15 protein-coding genes are annotated in these 18,608 nt (G+C 67.4%); 8 read left to right on the forward strand and 7 right to left on the reverse strand.

Features of this window, described 5'->3' with window-relative positions; translation table 11 throughout:
• The first annotated feature begins 1 nt into the window (after window position 1).
• The 4 genes from EPL04_RS11965 to EPL04_RS11980 all read left to right on the forward strand — a co-directional run bounded on the left by EPL04_RS11965 (window position 2) and on the right by EPL04_RS11980 (window position 5,153).
• Window positions 2-1,042, forward strand: coding sequence for an ABC transporter ATP-binding protein (locus EPL04_RS11965; protein WP_134671583.1), 1,041 nt, complete (start codon window positions 2-4; stop codon window positions 1,040-1,042).
• Window positions 1,039-2,100 (forward strand): ABC transporter ATP-binding protein, encoded by a 1,062-nt coding sequence (locus EPL04_RS11970; RefSeq protein ID WP_134671584.1) that lies wholly within the window; start codon window positions 1,039-1,041, stop codon window positions 2,098-2,100. The genes EPL04_RS11965 and EPL04_RS11970 overlap by 4 nt, the downstream gene beginning before the upstream one ends.
• Window positions 2,097-3,098, forward strand: coding sequence for an ABC transporter permease (locus tag EPL04_RS11975; RefSeq protein ID WP_134671585.1), 1,002 nt, complete (start codon window positions 2,097-2,099; stop codon window positions 3,096-3,098). Before EPL04_RS11970 ends, EPL04_RS11975 begins: the two co-directional genes overlap by 4 nt.
• A gap of 255 nt (window positions 3,099-3,353) precedes the next feature.
• Window positions 3,354-5,153, forward strand: coding sequence for an ABC transporter substrate-binding protein (locus EPL04_RS11980; RefSeq protein WP_134671586.1), 1,800 nt, complete (start codon window positions 3,354-3,356; stop codon window positions 5,151-5,153).
• A gap of 95 nt (window positions 5,154-5,248) precedes the next feature.
• On the opposite strand, the gene EPL04_RS11985 is transcribed toward EPL04_RS11980, so the two are convergent.
• From EPL04_RS11985 to EPL04_RS12000, 4 genes are all read right to left on the reverse strand, one after another.
• Entirely contained in the window at window positions 5,249-6,508 is a 1,260-nt protein-coding gene (locus EPL04_RS11985; RefSeq protein ID WP_134671587.1) for a CaiB/BaiF CoA transferase family protein, read from the reverse strand.
• A 112-nt stretch (window positions 6,509-6,620) separates the two neighbouring features.
• Entirely contained in the window at window positions 6,621-7,388 is a 768-nt protein-coding gene (locus EPL04_RS11990; RefSeq protein WP_134671588.1) for an IclR family transcriptional regulator, read from the reverse strand.
• 184 nt (window positions 7,389-7,572) lie between these two features.
• Entirely contained in the window at window positions 7,573-8,199 is a 627-nt protein-coding gene (rdfA, locus tag EPL04_RS11995; protein WP_134671589.1) for a rod-determining factor RdfA, read from the reverse strand.
• Window positions 8,200-8,369: 170 nt separating this feature from the next.
• On the reverse strand, window positions 8,370-9,647 hold the full coding sequence (locus EPL04_RS12000; RefSeq protein ID WP_134671590.1) for a tyrosine-type recombinase/integrase: 1,278 nt from the start codon (window positions 9,645-9,647) through the stop codon (window positions 8,370-8,372).
• A gap of 419 nt (window positions 9,648-10,066) precedes the next feature.
• On the opposite strand from EPL04_RS12000, the gene EPL04_RS12005 reads away from it, so the two are divergent.
• Window positions 10,067-11,131 carry an outer membrane protein assembly factor BamB family protein gene (locus tag EPL04_RS12005; RefSeq protein ID WP_134671591.1) on the forward strand — a complete coding sequence of 355 codons (1,065 nt, stop codon included), beginning with the start codon at window positions 10,067-10,069 and terminating at the stop codon, window positions 11,129-11,131.
• A gap of 278 nt (window positions 11,132-11,409) precedes the next feature.
• Here EPL04_RS12005 and EPL04_RS12010 read toward each other — a convergent pair whose 3' ends face one another.
• The gene (locus EPL04_RS12010) at window positions 11,410-13,035 is read right to left on the reverse strand and encodes a homing endonuclease associated repeat-containing protein (protein ID WP_134671592.1); all 1,626 of its coding nucleotides are present in this window, start codon (window positions 13,033-13,035) and stop codon (window positions 11,410-11,412) included.
• Window positions 13,036-13,375: 340 nt separating this feature from the next.
• Here EPL04_RS12010 and EPL04_RS12015 point away from each other — a divergent pair, with 340 nt between their 5' ends.
• The 3 genes from EPL04_RS12015 (at window position 13,376) to EPL04_RS12025 (ending at window position 16,307) form a co-directional block, all read left to right on the forward strand.
• Window positions 13,376-14,809 (forward strand): dihydrolipoyl dehydrogenase, encoded by a 1,434-nt coding sequence (locus EPL04_RS12015; RefSeq protein WP_134671593.1) that lies wholly within the window; start codon window positions 13,376-13,378, stop codon window positions 14,807-14,809.
• A gap of 103 nt (window positions 14,810-14,912) precedes the next feature.
• Window positions 14,913-15,419, forward strand: coding sequence for a cupin domain-containing protein (locus EPL04_RS12020; protein ID WP_134671594.1), 507 nt, complete (start codon window positions 14,913-14,915; stop codon window positions 15,417-15,419).
• A gap of 90 nt (window positions 15,420-15,509) precedes the next feature.
• Window positions 15,510-16,307 (forward strand): bacteriorhodopsin, encoded by a 798-nt coding sequence (locus tag EPL04_RS12025; protein ID WP_394345875.1) that lies wholly within the window; start codon window positions 15,510-15,512, stop codon window positions 16,305-16,307.
• Between the two features lie 103 nt (window positions 16,308-16,410).
• On the opposite strand, the gene EPL04_RS12030 is transcribed toward EPL04_RS12025, so the two are convergent.
• On the reverse strand, window positions 16,411-17,094 hold the full coding sequence (locus EPL04_RS12030; RefSeq protein ID WP_134671596.1) for a haloacid dehalogenase type II: 684 nt from the start codon (window positions 17,092-17,094) through the stop codon (window positions 16,411-16,413).
• A gap of 96 nt (window positions 17,095-17,190) precedes the next feature.
• Window positions 17,191-18,474, reverse strand: coding sequence for a hypothetical protein (locus EPL04_RS12035; RefSeq protein ID WP_134671597.1), 1,284 nt, complete (start codon window positions 18,472-18,474; stop codon window positions 17,191-17,193).
• Between the last annotated feature and the right edge of the window lie 134 nt (window positions 18,475-18,608).

The raw sequence follows: 18,608 nt of genomic DNA on the forward strand, positions 1-18,608 counted from the left end.
GATGGCCGAACCCATACTCGAATTCGACGACGTCGACATCCGCTACCGGACCGACGGCGACGACGTCCGCGCGGTCAACGGCGCCTCGTTCGCGATCGACGAGGGCGACTACTTCGGGCTGGTCGGCGAGAGCGGGTGCGGCAAGAGCACCATCGCCGACTCGATCGTCGGCGGCCTCGACGACAACGGGGAAGTCGTCTCCGGGGAGATCCGGTTCAAGGGCGAGCAGATTCAGGACTACTCCGAGTCGGAGTTCAACGAGAACGTCCGCTGGAAGGAGGTCTCGGTGATCCCCCAGTCGTCGATGAACAGCCTCGATCCCGTGATGAAACTGAGCGAGCAGGCCGTCGAGATGGCGAAGTACCACACCGACCTCTCGAAGCCGGCGGCGCTCGACCGCCTCCGGGAGCTGTTCGACGTGGTCGGGCTCTCGGAGTCCCGGATAAGCGACTACCCCCACCAGTTCTCCGGCGGGATGCAACAGCGGGCGATCATCGCGTTCGCGCTGTTTCTGCAGCCGAGTCTGATCATCGCCGACGAGCCGACGACCGCGCTCGACGTGATCATGCAGGATCAGATCATGGACTATATCAACGGCCTGAAAGACGACTGGGACGTCAGCATGCTGTTGATCACCCACGACATCTCGCTGGTGTTCGAGAACTGCGACTCGATGGCGGTGATGCACGGGGGCCAGATCGCCGAGACCGGCACCGTCGACGACGTGTTCGACCGGCCGCGCCACCCGTACGCGATCTTGCTCCAGAACGCGTTTCCCGACGTGCGCTTCCCGGACCGAGAGCTGGCCGTGATCGACGGCCACCCGCCCCAACTGCGCGACGAAGTTGACTTCTGTACGTTCGCCGATCGGTGTCCGTGGGCCGAGCCCGCCTGCCGGGAGGGCGCGCCGCCGGCCACCCCGGTCGCCGGCGACGACGACCACCTCGCGTGGTGCGTCCGAGCCGGCGAGATGTCGGAGCTCGCCGCGAACCACCTCGAACGCTCGACCGAGTCGACGAGCATTCTGGAGGGAGGACAGTGAGCGACGGGGCGCCGGTCCTCGAACTGCGGTCGCTCGAAAAGCACTTCGACACGACCTCGGGGATCACCGAGACCATCAGAAATCGGCTCGTCGGCGAGGGGCCCAAGCTGGTGCGGGCGGTCGACGACCTGAACCTGACGCTGGCGGAAAATCAGGTCCAGGGCGTGATCGGCGAGAGCGGCTGTGGGAAGACGACGCTGCTGCGGACGATCATCGGGCTCTACGATCCGACCGGCGGCGAGATGCGGTTCCACGGCCGACCGACCTCGGAGTTCACCAAAGACGAGTGGAAGGAGTTCCGCCGGCACGTCCAGATCGTCTTCCAGGACCCGTTCAACTCGCTCGACCCGAAGTTCAGCGTGCGCCGCACGCTGGCAGAGCCCCTGGAGATCCACGGCATCGACTACGACCGGACCGACATCGAGGAGATGCTAGAGAGCGTCGGACTGACGCCCGCGAGCCAGTACATCCAGCAGTTCCCGAACCAGCTCTCGGGCGGGGAGAAACAGCGGGTCGCCATCGCGCGGGCGCTGATCACCGAGCCCGACGTGATCCTCGCCGACGAGCCCGCGTCGATGCTCGACGTGTCGACCCAGGCCGAGATCCTGAACCTGCTGAACGAGCTGACAGACGAGTTCGGGGTGTCGATGGTGTACATTTCTCACGATCTGTCGACGGTGTCGTACATCTGCGACCACATCAACGTGATGTACCTCGGGCGGATCGTCGAGAAGGCCCCGACCAGGGCGCTGCTCGCCGACCCGAAACACCCCTACACGCAGGCGCTGATCCGATCTATTCCGATTCCCGACCCGCACTACGACCGCGAGCAGGCGACCATCGGCGGCGAGCCCGGTGACCCGATAGACATGCCGGAAGGGTGCCGGTTCAAGAACCGGTGTCCCGAACGGATGGACGTCTGCGACGAGACGCCCCTCGACGTCGCGCCGGACGGCGACGGGGACCGCGAGGTCGCCTGTCACCTCTACTACGACCACGAGGATCGGGCGGGCGCCGAACCCAAGCCGGCCGCGAGCGACGGGGGTGAGCGCCCGTGAGCCGCCTGCGGTACTTCGCCCGGCGGACGGCGGTGACGGCGGTGCTGATCTTCCTCGTCGCCTCCGCGCTGTTCCTGTTCTTCCGGCTGATGCCGGGCGATTACACCTCGCTTTTGATCCAGCAAGGGATGGATCCCCAGCAGATCGAGGCCCTGCGACGCAAGTGGGGACTCGCCGCGCCGCTTCACGTCCAGTACGTCCGGTACATCGTGAACCTCCTGACGGCCGACGTCGGCCAGTCGTTTCGCTACGGGGAGCCGGTCTGGGATCTGGTCGCGCCCCGGATCCTCAACTCGTTCGTGCTTGTCGCGCCCGCGATCACCGCGACGTACATCATCGGCGGGCTGTTCGGCGCGATCATGGGCCGGCGCCGCGGCGGCTACCTCGAGAAATCGGGGATCATCACCGTCTCGGCGTTCCACTCGATCCCCGACTTCTTCCTGGGTATCATCCTGATCGCGGTGTTCTCCTCGACGCTGGGGATCTTCCCCACGTCGGGGATGCTCTCGACGCCGACGTCGATCATGATCCAGGACCAGCCCTACTGGCGCCGGTTCCTCCTGCCGGAGTTCTGGAAGCACTACGCGCTCCCGTTCGCGACGGTGATGCTGTACTTCATGCAGTACCCCGCCCTGATCATGCGCAACAGCGTCGTCGAGGTCAGCGACCAGGAGTTTCTCCACTACCACCGATTGAAGGGCCTGCCGGAGTCGACGCTGCTGCGCAAGATCATTCGCCACGCCTCCCTCCCGGTCGTCACGCTCTACCCCATCTCGCTCGCGGCCTCGATCAGCGGGCTCGTCCTGATCGAGATCGTGTTCAACTGGCCCGGAATCGGCTCGCTTCTGGTCAGTTCGGTCCTCGCGCGGGACTTCCCGGTCATCCAGTTCGTGTTCCTCGTCGCCGCCGTCTGGGTGATCCTCGGGAACTTCCTCGTCGACCTGCTCTACGGGGTGCTCGACCCGCGGGTCTCGGTCAGCGGCAGCGACGGCGAGTAGCCCCGTCCGAGACCTCCCGGTTCCGGTCGCCTTCGGTCCGGGAGACGCGACTGGGGAGACCGCCGAGATCGCGATCGCCATCGAGACGGGCCGGCACGGACCGCCGAGCGTCGGAGTTACTTTGGAAAAGATCGAAATTAACTATATAATTGATAATTAAACAGAATGTAGTTTCTACCGTCCCCGGAAAATAAGCGAGGAGATATGTTCAATGTCACCGGTATTCTTTTAGCCATCCGTGGAGACTTACGCCCCATGCCAACAGATGGCAAACGGGAGAGTGTCGACAGACGGAGAGTCCTGCAGGCGATCGGCGCCGCCTCGGCCGCGGGGCTGGCGGGCTGTAGCGGCAGCGGTCGCCAGGAGACGACGACCGAGGGGGGCGGTCAGGAGACCGGGACGGCGGCGGATGACGGCGAACTAGGCGAACGGGTACCGACGCTAACGTTCCAGTACTGGTCCGACCAGGGGCCGCCGACGGTCCTGTTCGAGGAGACCATCTCGAACATCCAGTCGGTGGCCTCCGACCTCGGTATCCAGATCGAGACCCAGCCGATGACCACGGCCCAAGGGATCACCGCGGTCGGCGACGACGTGCGCGACTTTCACGTCGCGGTCAACAGCCACGGCCCGGACCCGGGCCGGCTCGATCCCAACAACCTCCTGCAGTCGTACAGCATCGACCGGGCGGGGGCGAACGGTGAGTACAACCCCTCGAACTACGCCAACGCGGAGTTCTCGGAGCTGGTGGACCAGCAGGCCACGATCGGGGTCCCGGAGGAGCGCCGGCAGGTCGTCGGCGAGGCGATGAGCATCTACTCGGAGGACATGCCGTTCGTGCCGACGATCGAACGGCCGACGACCGCCGCGCTCAACACCGACATGGTCCAGCCGATCGAAGCCGGCGGCGCCGGGCTCTCGGCCGTCAACTGGTCGGCGCTGGTCGAGAGCGGGGCCCAGACCCAGTCGGGGACCGACACCATCCTGGCGAACCTGCCCGGCGAGTTCCTCACCAGCAGCTTCTACCCGACGGTCGGCGACACCGACTCGCTGGGGCTGTACACGCAACTGACCCACTCGCCGCTGATGCTGTACAACTCCGACTACGAGCGGGTGCCCGTGCTGGCCGAGGACTGGGAGGTGTCCGACGACGGGACGGAGGTGACGTTCAACCTCCGTGACGCGACCTTCCACAACGGCGACCCGGTGACGGCCGGGGACGTGAAGTGGACCTACGAGTTCCTGAGCGAACAGTACCACGCGGGCAACTACCAGTGGACGGCGCTGCCCGAGGAGCTGACCGTCGAGGCCGTCGACGACAGCACGGCACGGTTCGTCACGCCGGACCCGGCCCCGACGCTGGTGACGGCCCAGCTGCCGACGTTCGGCGTGCTACCGCGCGATCCCTACGTCGAGGCGGGCATCGAGGAGAACCCGACCGACTTCGAGGATCCGATGATCGGGGCCGGCCCGTACCGGATCTCGACGTACAACAATCAGGAGAACATCGCGCTGGAGCCCCACGACGGGAATCCCCAGTTCCAGGTGGAGACGCCGATCGTCATGCAGATCTACGACAGCGTCTCCGCGGTCCGCCGAGCGTTCGAGAACGGCGAACTGAGCATCGCGGTGACGCTGACTCCGGACGCGGGCCGCCAGATCGCCGACAGCATGGGCGACACCGCCCAGATCGTCAACGGGGCGGCGTTCCTCCCGTTCGGGATGATGCCCCAGATGTCGTTCGCGCCCGGGATGTTCCGAGAGTTCCGTCAGGCGCTGTCGTACGCGGTCGACCGCCAGGGCCTCAACGAGACCTACGCATTCGGCGAGTCCGAAGAGGTCACCTACTGCACCTTCAACTCCCAGCAACACCCCTGGTACGACGAACAGTACCTAACCGAAGTGGGCGAGGAGACTCGCAACGTCGAGGCCGCCCGCCAGGCCCTCTCGGACGCGGGCTGGGGCTGGGACGACCAGGGCAGGCTCCACTACCCGCCGGGCGCCGAGCTGGAGGCCTGGCCGGAAGGGGAGACGCCCAACCCGGAGAACTTCTGAGGACTTCGCTCTCTTTCCGATCTCTCCTGGACGGCGACTGCGGACGACCGGTCGGCGAGAGCCGCGCCGACCGACACCCCATCGTGGACGATCCGTTACGGTTCGGGAATGACGCCGTCTTCGATGAGTTCGACGATTCGGGACTCGTCGTAGCCGAGTCCGAGCAACACGTCGACGGTGTGCTCGCCGAGCAGGGGCGGCGCCCGGTCGAAGCCGGCGTCGGCCCGGTCGTAGTTGAGCGGGTGTTCGACGACGGGAATCTCGCCGACCGCGGGGTGCTCGACCGCGTCGACGACGCCGCGAGCCTCGACCTGCTCGTTGTCGAGCGCCGCCCCGACGTCGAAGACCGGGCCGACCGGGAGGCCGCGCTCCTCGGCGAGCAGGTCGACCCACTCGTCGGTTGGGCGCCGTTCGAGCACCGCCGAGAGTTCGGCTTCGAGTTCGTCCATGTGCGCCACCCGGTCTGCGTTGGTGGCGAACCGGTCGTCGTCGAGCAGGTCCTCGCGGTCGATCGCCTCGCAGAACTCCTCCCAGAGGCTCTGGTTGCCGCAGGCGACGGTGACGTGACCGTCGGCGGTGGGGAACATCTGGTACGGGGCGAGCACGGGGTCTTTGGTCCCCATGCGTTCGGGCTCCTCGCCGACGAACGTCTTGCCGGCCTGCTTGGTGAGCCACGGGAGCGCGGCGTCGAGCATCCCGAGTTCGACGCGTTCGCCCTCGCCGGTCCGTTCGCGGTCGTACAGCGCGGTGACCGTGCCGAACGCCGCCCACATCGCGGTGATGAGGTCGGTCTGTGGGAGCCCGACCTTGGCCGGCGGGCCGTCGGCCTCGCCGGTCACGCTCATGATCCCGCTGAGCCCCTGGACCAGCAGATCGTAGCCGGCGCGGTCGCGCCACGGCCCCGTCTCGCCGAACGCCGAGATCGAGCAGTAGACGAGCCCCTCGTTGCGCTCGCGGAGCGTCTCGTAGTCGACGCCGAGTTTCGCGGCGGTCCCGGGCCGGAAGTTCTCCACGACCACGTCGGCCTCCGAGACGAGGTCGTACAGCGCCCCGCGGCCGTCGGCGTCCGTGAGGTCGAGTTCGATGCTCCGCTTGCCGTAGTTGACCGTCCAGAAGTACGGCGACTCTCCCTCGTCGGCCGCGGCCCGCCCGGGCCCGTCGTAGTCCTCGGCGTCGACGAACGGCGGTCCGGCGTAGCGGGAGGCGTCGCCGACCCCCGGGCGCTCGACCTTGATCACGTCCGCGCCCTGATTGGCCAACATCATGGTCGCGAACCCGCCGGTGACGAACGTGGTCAGATCGACGACGAGGACGTCTTCGAGCGGTCGGTGTCGTCCCGTTTCGTCGGTCTTCATATCCAACGCTTCGCGGATTACTTGATAAGTCTACTGGTCACTCGGGACCGAGCGCGCGACCCCCGTCGCGGGATCTTGGCCGGTCGGCCGACCGTTCGGGCCGAGAGGCGAGTCACATCGAGTGTTCGATGTGTAGTTCCAGCTCGTTGACGGCTTCGAGGATGCGCTCGGGGAGCGCCTCGGTGAAGGCCTCGCCGGTCAGTCGATTGGCAGGCCCCGAGACGCTGAGCGCGCCCACGACCTCGCCCGCACCGTCCGTGACCGCCGCGCCGACGGCGTGGACGCCGGCGGTCGTCTCCTCCCGATTGAACGCGTACCCCCGATCGCGGACCCGGTCGAGCTCGTCGAACAGCGACTCGCGGTCGGCGATGGTGTTCGTCCCGGGTTCGGGGAGTCCGCGACAGTCGACGATCTCCTCGACGCGCTCGCGACCGAGGTTCGCGAGGATCGCCTTGCCCGCGGCGCTCGCGTGGAGCACGCCCCGCTTGCCGACGTGCGCGCCGGTCTGGACCGAGCTCTGGCCGACCTCGGTGTAGAGGTACACCCGCCAGCCGTGCTCCTCGACGATGAACTGGGCTCGCTCGCCGGTCTCCTCGGCGAGCGCGTCGACTTTCTCCTTGATCATCGGGTACGCGGTGACTCGGCGCTGGGCGTAACCCCCGAGCGTGAGGAACTGAAAGCCGACGCGGTACTCGCCCGCGTCTCTGGTGACGTAGCTGTGTTTGCGCAGGGTCGCGAGATGGCGGTGGACCGTGCTCGGCGCCAGTTCGAGATGCTCGGAGAGCTCCTCGGCCGTGGCCCCGTCGAGCGTCCGGATCGCCTCGACGACCGCGAACGACGTTTCGGTGGTCGTCGCCACCGATTTGGGGTCGCGTTCCATACGTCCCGGTCGCCGCCCGACGGCTTAAATCCCGGATATTCGGACAGTGTTTCCGACATCCGAAAGACGCCGTCTCGACCGGATACAGCCCGACCGCAAGGGTCGGAAGCGCGCGAGAGGCCCGGAGCTGAGCCGAGTGGTCCGAACATTCCGGACCGACACGAGCGAGCCGACCCCGGCGGCCTTACGACTCCTGTCGGCACGAACAGCCGCCCTGCTCGAACAGCTCCTCGATCGAGTATCGAGTGAGACACGACTCACAGAGGACGTTCACGTCGACGAAGACCCGAAACTCGTCGAGGTCGAGTCGGCCGGTGTTCCGGAGCGACGCGATCCGATCCTCCGTGATCGTCGCCGTCTTGGTCCGGAGCCCGCGGATTCGGTCGCGGTCCTTCCGGACCTGTTCCTCGTCGGTCGGCTGTTCGTACTCCGCACCTCGGCGCTGTAGGTAAGTTCGGATCGCCTGATAGGTGACGAAGTCCTCGCGGAGCGCCTCGACGTCGATCCCGGCGCGTTCGAGGCGGTTCTCGGCCTCGGTCCGGTCGCCCGCGCTCGCGTCGTCGCCGGTCAACAGCGCGTAGAGGTTCTCGACCTCGCCCGCGACCGACGACACGTCCGCGTCGGCCATCGCCGCCTCCAGGAGCCGGCGGTTGAACAGGTCCGCGAGGTCCCGGAGGCTCAGGCGCTCGGTCTCATCGCCGGTCCAGCGGGCTTCGAGTCGGGCGCCGAACTCCGCGGGCAGGTCGTACTCCGCGATGAGCCGCCCCACCTTCGTCCGCGAGAGAGACTCGTTCAGGGGTTCTTCGCTCATACCCGGTATTGGGGGGTTCGACCTGATAAATCCCCGCGATCAGGTGGCCGACACGCCCCGAGTCGATAACAGATGATACTATGTTATATATGCGACCGCCGCGGTAGCGCGACCGAGAGAGCGTTCCACGAAGTCCGGGTCAGCCACGCCGTTTCGAGCCGCTCGTGGGGCTATCGCGACGGGAACGCGTCGGCCAGTCGCTCGCGCATGTGTTCGCGCCGGAGCTTGCGGGCCCGCTCCGCAGAGAGGTAGTTCCGGAGGACGACCTCGGGGCTCGAACTTCCCTGTTCGGCCGCGACGGCTTCGAGCCCGTCGGTGACGATTTCGAGCGACGACGAGTAGGCGTCGTACCAGAACCGACGACCCATCTGAGGGATCGGCTTCCGGCCGTCGATCTCGTCGGGAAGCGACGCCCTCGACGCGAGCGCGTCGAATCGGTTGCGGACGGTCTGGGTGCTCACATGGCCCGTCTCGGACTGGTCAGACGGGAAGAGGTAGCCGTTCCACTCGGGGCGGTCGGCGAGGGTCGCGATCCGGGTCCGGAGCGACGCGACGCCGAACAGCAACGACACCTGCCCGGGCCCGTTCTTCCGGTCGTCGAAGTCGAGGTACGGAACCTCCGCGGCGTCGTCGTCGAGCACCGCGTTCGACCGGTGGAGCGCGGCCACTTCGCCCGAACGGAGTCCCCACGCACACAGCGCGACCACGAGCAGGCGGTCGCGCTCGGCGTCCGCGGCGTCGTAGAGTGCGCGGACGTGGTCGGCAGACAGCCGCGAGGGATCGCCGTCCGAAACCTCCCAGCGGTACTCCTCGTCGAGGCCGTCCGCGGGGTTGACCGCGGCGCGCTTGCGCCTGAGCAGGTGGGCGTACCAGCCGTCGACCACTCGGTGGATCCGACGCTTGGTCCGGCCGCTGTCGAAGTCCGTGTGGATGCGGTCGAAGGCCGCCCAGCACGCATCGACGGCCTCGTGGGGGGCCACGTCGCCGTCGCGAGCGACCGGCGCCAAGAGATCATCCGTATCGCGCTCTTTGGTGTATGCCCGGACGTACGTCGCGAGCCGGTAGCGGAGCGTGTCGATCGACGACTCCGAGAGGCCCCCGCGGGACCGCTTCGAGTCGAGAAACCCCTCCAGCGCCGCGATCGTGGGTTCGTGGTCGATTCCCCAGTCGTAGCCGTCGGTCCCGGAGTCGACGCCGAGTTCCCCGTGCCAGAACTCCCCGACCGTCCGGTCGTGGTGCTCGCGAAGAGCGTAGATCAGCTGTCGAAAGCCGTGTTCGCGGAGCCACTCGTAGCTCGGCGGGCCGGCTTCGGGATCGAGTCCGTCCGCGCGCATCGCGGGCGCGAGGACCGCCCGGTAGGCGTCGACGAGCCCGTCGAGGCCCAGTAGCGTCCACGGGACGTCGTCGGGCGCCGACCAGTTTTCGGGCTCGAGGTGCGCCTCAGCCATGCCGGATTGCCGGGGGAAGGACGGTCGCCGTGTCGAACACCGATTTCAAGCCGTTCATACTCGGACAGTAGGGCCGTTTACTCAGCAATCGTATAAGTCTTGATGTTTGGGTGACTGTTTGAGTCACCTCAACTCCAAGCCTGACGCGGGTTCTGAGCGCGAGAATCTATAAATCAAATATTGCTATACAAAATGCCCCCGAGTTCGAGCCAGAAATTGGCAGTTCGGGATCACAACAGGGATCGTTCGACATCGGCGAGTCTACACCGCCCAGATCGACCGACTCCGCTCGACCAGACAGATCCGGCGATCGCGTCTTGTCTCTGGCCGAAGCCTCGGTGTCCTCGTGTAGAGATCGGGTACGCGGGCGCGTGGAGTGTTTCGAAATTCATATCGGATACTAACGTATTTCGATATTTGTGGGTAATGAACACACACGGAGGGCCTATCTCGGTACCCTCGGGACGGCTGGGATAGCGGGACTCGCCGGGTGTTCCTCGCTGATAAGCGTCCAACGGGAGTTGGCGGGCCGAGGTAGCGACCTCTGGACGTTCGCGACCGACACCGACGCGACACTGTTCCCGGCATCGGCCGACTCGACCGTCTATGCCGGGAGTACTTCAGGTACGCTCTATGCGGTGGAATCGGGCTCCGAACAGTGGACGTTCGAGACCGGTGGACCGATACAGTCGACGCCGGCCGTCGGCGAGAAAACCGTCTTTGTAGGAGATACCGAACGAACCCTGTACGCGGTGGACGCGGAGACAGGCGACGAGAAGTGGACGTACTCCACCGCCGGTCCCGTTTCGTCATCGCCAGTAGCGCGTGGCAAAACCGTGTACGTCGGCGCGAAGGAATTGTACGCGGTCGATGCGACGGATGGCACCGAGCGGTGGACGTTCTCCGGCGACGCCTCGATCGACTCGTCGCCAGCCCTCGGAGCTACGAATACCGTCTACGCCGGGAGCACCGAAGGAAACATCTACGCGGTCGACACCGGTGAGGGAAGCGAAACGTGGACGCACGAGACGGAGGGACCCGTATCACTCACGCCGAACGTGAAGCCGGAGGAGGGGCTGGTGGGTGCGACAGAGTCGTCGGTATTCGCGATAAACTTGAGAACCGGGCAACGAGACTGGGAGCGCGCGATCGACGTCCCGAACCAGTATCCGATATATATGGACGGCTACGTCTACGTGGCGGGAGACGGGACTAATCTGTACAACATCAGTAAGGAGGACGGAGCGTGGCCGTACGAGCTGACCGCTGAAGTCTCATCACAGATTTCGGGGATGGTTACGCACGGCGCGATCTACATCGGGGACGAAAGTGGACGGATATCCTCGGTTAACTTTATCGAGGGCACGGAGCGATGGACGTTCGACACCAACGGCGTCGTCCGATCAGCGCCGGCAGTCGGGTCGGGGACCGTGTACGTCGGGACAGATACGGGCAAGCTGTACGCGCTCGTGGAGAAAGACTGACTACGTGGACAGCCATTTGCCCCAGACGCTTCCGATGTGTAGCAACGCGTCCCGATCCTATCAGCGATCCTACCGAGTGCGGACGCTCGCCCGAGGACGCCCACTACACCCCTTCCGTCGACATCCTAAATCGGATAGCTTTGGATCGCTCCCGAAAGGGCGGGTGACGAACTCGTCCACCAAGACGGTGAACAGACGAATCGCCACCGAACCGGTCCGAACGCGAGGTCACCGTCCGGGCGCCGGTGATCCGACCCGGACGGCCGAAAGCGGTCGGGTCAAGCGGACTCGGACTGACCCAACGTCGGATCGGCCGGTGTGGCATCGTGGGACTCGCTTTCGGGAGCCGCCTCGATCCGGTCGGCGAGCGCCCGGAGCGTCGAGCGCTCGAATCGAATCTCTTCGGGCGGCGTCTCGCCGAACCGGGTGATCGCGACCGCGTCGCCGTCGGCCGCGATCCGGTGGTCCGGGAACTCGGCGGCTTCGAACCCGCTCTCGAAGAACGACAGCGCGTGGTCGAGCGCGTACAGGACCTCCGAGACGAGGACGTCGTCGCGAAGCGCCGCCGCCAGTCGATCGAGGGCGTCGGGGTCGGTCCCGTCGAACACGTCGGCGTCGACGCGGACGACCGGCTGTCGCCAGCCGGTGTGACACGTCGAATCACAGAAGACGCCGTCAGCCGCCGAGACGTCGGCCACCGACTCGCGCAGGCGAGTCGCACACGCGTCACATCGCGCGACCAGGACGGCTACGCCGTCGTCGGCGACGAGACCTGCCGCGTCGAGGGCGCTCTGCCACGACCCGAAGCGGTTGTAGTAGGTCATCCCGGAGTAGGGTCCCCGGTCGTCCATGGTCTTGCGGTACGGCCGCGAGCCGACCTCGGCCGCGAGCGCCCGGAGCTCTCGGACCAGCTCGCGCGTCGGGATCTTCTCGCGCCGGGAGGTCCGACGGTCGTAGCCGGCGGCCTCGAGCGCGTCGTTCCACGTTCCGAACCGATCGAGGTACGTCGCGCCGGCGTAGCGTCCGTCGGACTCGACCTCCTGATAGGTCGGCGGCCGGCCGTTCTCGTCGGCGAGCCGACGAATCTCCGCGAGCAACAGCTCCTCGGAGATCCGGCGTTTCGCCGTGGCTCGCTCGCCGGCGTCCGGATCGAAGCCGGCCTCCGCGAGGGCGTCGCGCCACGACCCGAAGCGTCGGCGATAGGTCCCGGGACTGTACTCGCCGAGCCGTTCCATCTCGGTGTGGGTCGGGGCCCGGCCAAGCACTTCGCCGAGTCGCGAGAGCTCTTCGAGGAGTTCCGCGGTCGCGTGCTGGGTCGACGGCGCCGACTCGTACCGATCGGCGACGCCGGCCCGCTCGAGCGCGTCGTCCCACGAGTCGAACCGCCGGAAGTACGTCGAGTCGCTGAACCGACCGTGCTCGTCGTACTCCTCGGAGGTGGGCCGGCGGTCGAGTCGGTCGGCGACCCGTCGGAGGTCGGCCAAGAGGTCCTCCACCGAGATGCCGGTGGCGGCCGTCTCGGGTTCGAAGCCCGCGGCTTCGAGCGCCGCGGTCCACGATCCGAACCGGGAGGCGTACGTCGACGGCGCGTGAGGGCCGTGCTCTCGCATCTGGGCCTTCGACGGCGTGGCGTCGATCTCGTCGCCGAACGCGCACAGTCGGTCGAGCAACTCCGCTTTCGAGTACCGGACGGTCCGGGTCGGCTCGATGCCCGCCTCGGCTTTCGCCTCGTTCCAGGAGTCGAAGCGCTTGCGGTACGTCCGCGAGGAGTACGCGCCGTGTTCGTCCATCTGATCGACGCTCGGCGACGTATCGAGCTCGTCGGCCAGACGCCGGAGCTCCGCGAGTAGCTCCGACTTCGAGATAGTCGGATCCGTCCCGTTCCGAGGCGAATCAGAGGACATGGCCCACCCGATCGAGCGCCCCGCCGTCTCGCCGTATCCGCGCCCTAATTGAACCGTGCATACGTGTTTACAGCGTTATAGTATCTATGCCATTAGTTCACAACCTACTGCATTTACTCTTAGCCATACACCGATACTTGCCGGATGTTTCGAGTGACTCGGAGTTGATAGTTGTTATAAGTTTATTTATGTGTAAGGCGACGTGTCCCGATGGTAAGCAGAACTTACCGGAGCGTGACTCGCGATCGACCGACGGCGGTGCACGATCGCCCGGAGACCGTCGATCTGGACGGGCGTGGGCGGCAACAGCGTTCATCACCGTCGGCGCGGTACGGGCCGTATGGAGGAGTACGATTTTCTCGTCGTCGGCTCGGGGTCGGGGCTCGACGTGGCGAACGTGGCGGCCGACCGAGAGAAGTCGGTCGCGGTGGTCGAGAAGGGCCGACTCGGCGGGACCTGTCTGAATCGGGGGTGTATCCCGTCGAAGCAGTTGCTCTACCGCGCCGACGTGGTCGAGACGATCGAACGCGCCGAGGAGTTCGGTATCTCGGCGGAGATCACCGACGTGGCGTTCGCCGACATCGTCCGGACGGTCACCGAGGACGTCCGAACCGACGCCGAATCGATTCGCGGGGGGCTGGAATCGTCGTCGCGCCACGACCTGTACGACGGCGAGGCCCGATTTGTGGGCGAACGGACGGTCGAGATCTCGGGCGGTGACGACGACGGCGCCCGGCTCCGGGCCGACACCGTGCTGATCGCGGCCGGCTCCAGACCCGCGATCCCGCCGATCGACGGGATCGACGCGGTCGAGTATCTCACCAGCAGAGAGGCCCTCCGACTCGAATCGCCCCCGAACCGCCTCGTCGTGGTCGGCGGCGGGTACATCGCGGCGGAGTTGAGCCACTTCTTCGGGACGTTCGGGAGCGAGGTCGCGGTCGTCGGCCGACGGCCGAATCTGCTCCCGGCGGCCGACGAGGCGGTCGCCGAGGCGTTCACCGACCGGTACCGGGACCGCTTCGAGGTCCACACCGGGTACGAAGCGACCGCGGTCTCGGAGGCCGACGGCCGACTCACCGTCGAGGCCGACCCGTACTCGGACGAGGGGACGGTCGAGGAGGACGCCGCGACCGTGACCGTCACCGGCGACGAACTGCTAGTCGCGGCGGGACGGCGCCCGAACTCCGACACCCTGAACCTCGACGCCGCGGGGGTCGAGACCGACGCCGACGGCTTCGTCGAGACCGACGAGTACCTGCGGACCACCGCCGACGGCGTGTGGGCGCTCGGGGACATCGTCGGCGAGTACCTCCTGAAACACGCCGCCAACCACGAGGCCCGGGCGGTCGCCCGGAACGCGTTTGGCGAGGGGCTCGAACCGGTCGACTACGACGCGATACCGTTCGCGGTGTTCGGATCGCCGGAGGTCGCCGGCGTCGGCGCCCGCGAGGCCGACCTTCGGGCGGCCGACCGCGAGTACGCGACGAACACCTACCGGTACGAGGAGACCGCCCGAGGCGACGCGATGCACGCCGAGGGGTTCGTGAAGGCGATCGTCGACCTCGACGCCGAGATTCTGGGGTGTCACATCCTCGGACCCGACGCCTCGGCCCTGATTCAGGAGGTCGTGGTGGCGATGAAAGCCGGGTCCGGGACCGTCGGGGACATCCGCGAATCGGTCCACGTCCACCCCGCGCTCCCCGAGGTCGTCCAGCGCGCGTTCGCGGGGCAGTTCTCCCGCGGAGGCGACGGCCACCACCATCACCACCACTGACGCGTCGGTCACCTCTCGGCGCCCCGATCGGCGTCGAAGCGCTCGCCCGGAGTCGGGACGCGCCCGGGGTCGGCTTTTTCATCCCCCGCCCACCACGGAGGGTATGGAGAAAGTCCGGATCGACGACGTCGACAACGACGTCCAGCCCGCCGCGGTGATGCGAGGCCTGACCGAACCGCTCGGCGCGACCGACCTCGCGATCAACTACTACGAACTCGAACCCGGCGACAGCTTCGCCTTCGCGTACCACAGCCACGAGATCCAAGAGGAACTGTTCTACGTCCAGTCGGGGACCGCCACCTTCGAGACCGAATCGGGCGACATCGCGGTCGAGGCCGGCGAGATCGTCCGGTTCCCGCCGGGCGAACTCCAGCGGGGCTGGAACCGCGGCGACGAGCGAGTGGTCGCGCTCGCGCTCGGCGCGCCCCTCTCGTACGGCGAGCAGACGACCCTTCGCGAGTGCCCGGAGTGTGGCGAGCGGACCGACCACGATCTCACGCGGCGCGCCGGAGCGTCGTCGAGCGACGAGGCGGTGGTCGCGATCTGCGCGGCGTGCGGGACGGAGACGGGCGAGTGGACTCGGGGCTCGACGCCGGGAGAGGTCCCGTAGAGCCGGCGCCGGGAACCGCGCGATTCTACTTATTTATGGTAGGAGAACTAACACTCGAACATGGGAGGAGTTAGCATGGCTTCGTTCGAGATGCTGTTTCAGGTGTCACAGGCGGACGCGTACTCGCAGATACAGGACGACGTCCTGTTGAGTTCGTCGCTGTGGATCAACATCGCGCTCGCGGGCGTCGCGATCCTGCTGTTCGTGTACATGGGACGGAACGTCGTCGATCGGCGCGCGCGACTCATCTGGGGCGCGACGCTCATGATCCCGCTGGTGTCGATTTCGAGCTACGTCGGCCTGCTCTCGGGACTGACAGTCGGGTTCGTCGAGATGCCGGCGGGCCACGCGCTGGCCGGAGAGGAGGTCATGAGCCAGTGGGGACGGTATCTGACGTGGGCGCTCTCGACGCCGATGATCCTGCTCGCGCTCGGCCTGCTCGCGGACGTCGACACCGGGAGCCTGTTCACCGTCGTCGCGGCCGACATCGGGATGTGCGTGACCGGGCTCGCGGCCGCTCTCACGACCTCCTCGTACCTGTTTCGGTGGGTGTTCTACCTCATCAGTTGCGCGTTCTTCGTGGTGGTCATCTACGCGCTTGCCAGCGAGTGGCCCGCGTCGGCGACCGAGGCGGGGACCGACGAGATATTCGGGACGCTCCGGGCGCTGACGCTCGTGTTGTGGCTCGGCTATCCGATCATCTGGGCCGTCGGCATCGAGGGGTTCGCCCTGATCGAGTCGGTCGGGGTCACCTCGTGGGGGTACTCGCTTCTCGACGTGTTCGCAAAGTACGTGTTCTCGTTCCTGCTCCTGCGGTGGGTCGCCGAGAACGAACGGACGGTGGCGACGCGGACGGGCGCCGAAGCCGCCGCGCCCGCCGACGACTGACCGGGCCGCGAGTGGCCCCGAACGCCGACTCCCGGAGCCGTCCGGTCGCGACGCCCGACCGGGCCCGCCAGACGGTCGGTCTCGATCGCGAGAGCCGCCGGCGTCAGGCGCCGAGTTCGTCGGCGAGATCGTGGAACGTCTCGACGACGAGGTCCGGCCGGCCGTCGAACGGCTCCCACGGCGACCCCTTCCGGTCGGCCCAGACCCCCTGCATGCCGGCGTGTTTGGCGCCGAGAACGTCGAACCACCCGGCGGTGACGTGGGCGATCTCGTCGATCGGGGTCCCGGTCCGGCCGGCCGCGTGGCGGTAGAGCGCCGCGTCGGGCTTGAACGTCCGGACCTCGTCGGCGCTGATGGTGTCGGCGAGCAGGTCGCCGAGTCCCGCGTGTTCGACCATCGAGGACAGCATCTCGGGGTTCCCGTTCGAGACGACGTAGCAGTCGTAGCCGGCGTCGCGGAGTCGCTCGATACCGTCTCGGACGTCGTCGAACACGTCGAGTTCGTGGTACACCGCGAGTATCTCGTCGCGCTCGTCGGGCGGGAGGTCGACGCCGTGGGCGTCGAGCGCGTACTGGAGGGCGTCGCGGTTCATCTTGTAGAACGGCTGGTAGGCGTCGACGTGGTTGGCGACGAAGGTGTATTCGAGCGAGCGCGAGCGCCACAGCTTCGAGACCGGTTCGGGGTCCTCGACGCGAGCGTCGAGCGCGCGCTCGGCCGCGTCGACGTCGACCAGCGTGCTGTAAGAGTCAAACGTGACCGTCCTCACGGCGTCGGAGTCGAACGTCATCGGTCGACGGTACCACGCCCGAACGCATAACCCTCCGGGCACCGGGAGAGCGGGCTCGTTCGCGCGGGCGAGGGCGAGCGGGAGAACGGCCGGCGATCACAGCCGGTGGCCACACGCGCAGTTACCGATGCAGTAGGTCGTCCCGCCGTCGTCGAGGTCGATCCCGAGCGACGCCATCGTACCCCGGACGTTCGCCGCGGCGTCGCCGTCGGGCCGGGCCGTCGCGGCGGTCGCGCCGTAGGGCCTGGAGCCGACCGGGATCGTCTCGACGACCTCGCGGTCGGCGTGGTCGATCACCGCCACCTCGTCGGCCGTCTGGACGGGGACGTAGAGGCGCTCGCGGCTCGGACCCCACGTCCCGACGAACGCCGACCCGCCGACGTCGAGCCGGTCGGCCACCGCCCGGGCGTCGAGGTCGAGCACCGTGACGTCGTTCGAGCCGGGGGTGAACACGTAGCCGAACGCCGAGTCGGGACCGATCTCGCTGGTGAGCGGCCGGCGACCGAGCCCGTCGTCGGCGGTCAGCCGAGCGCGCTCGACGGGGGCGGCCGGGTCGCTCACGTCCCAGACGCTCTCGGTCCCGGTCGCACCTTCGTCGTGCTCGACGAGCAGAGTCTCGCCGTCGGGGGCCGCGGTCCCCATCCACGGCCGGGCGGCGTCGGCGCCGTCGGTCGGCGACACCGCGACCTGTTCGGCGAGTTCGAACGCCTCGACGTCGATCACCGAGAGGGTGTCGCCGAAGATGTCGGGGACGTAGGCGTACGCGCCGTCGGGGTGGATCGTCACGTCGCAGGGACCGGGGCCGTCCCGGTCGCCGATTCCGCCCTCGTCGGCCCGGTCGATCTCGGCGGTGACCTCGCCGAACGACCCCGACTCGCGGTCGGCGTCGATGCGGTACTGGGTGTGGGCCGGCTCCCGGGCGCTCACCACGAGGTGGGCGCCGTCGGGAGTCAGCTCCTGCCAGTTGGCGCCCGAGCCGGTCTCGACCGCGGCGACCGACGAGAGCGAGCCGACCTCGATCGCCCGCACGCCCCGGTCGACGTTGAGCCACAGCGGGTTGGTCGGCTCGTCGGTCAGCCCCGGCGCGTACTGGTTCGAGGGGAACGACGCGGTCGCGCCGAGGTGGGGCGTCGCGACCACCTCGTGGGTCGCGGCGTCGATGACGCTGACCGTCTTCTCGTCTGTGTTGAACACGAAGATCGTCCCCTCGGCGTCGCCGTCGCCGCCCGAATCGTCGGTCGTAGAGCCCATACAGCCCGCCGTCACCGCCGCGCCGGCGGCCGCCGACCCCGAGAGGAGCCGTCGCCGGGACACCCCGGTCGGTCGCGTCGCTCGGCCGCGGTTCGGGTAGAGTGCCTCGTCGTCGGTGTCGTCGCTCATCGTGGTATCGAGTCGTCGGTCATCTCGGGATCACCCGCCGTCTCGGTGCCCGTGGACGGCTCCATCGCGGACTCGCTCGGAGCCGGGAGAGTCGTTCGGACGGCGAATCGTGTCGCACGCTCACATGTATGGTG

It is taken from the genome of Halorussus marinus (genome assembly GCF_004521895.1).
Lineage (GTDB): Archaea > Halobacteriota > Halobacteria > Halobacteriales > Haladaptataceae > Halorussus > Halorussus marinus.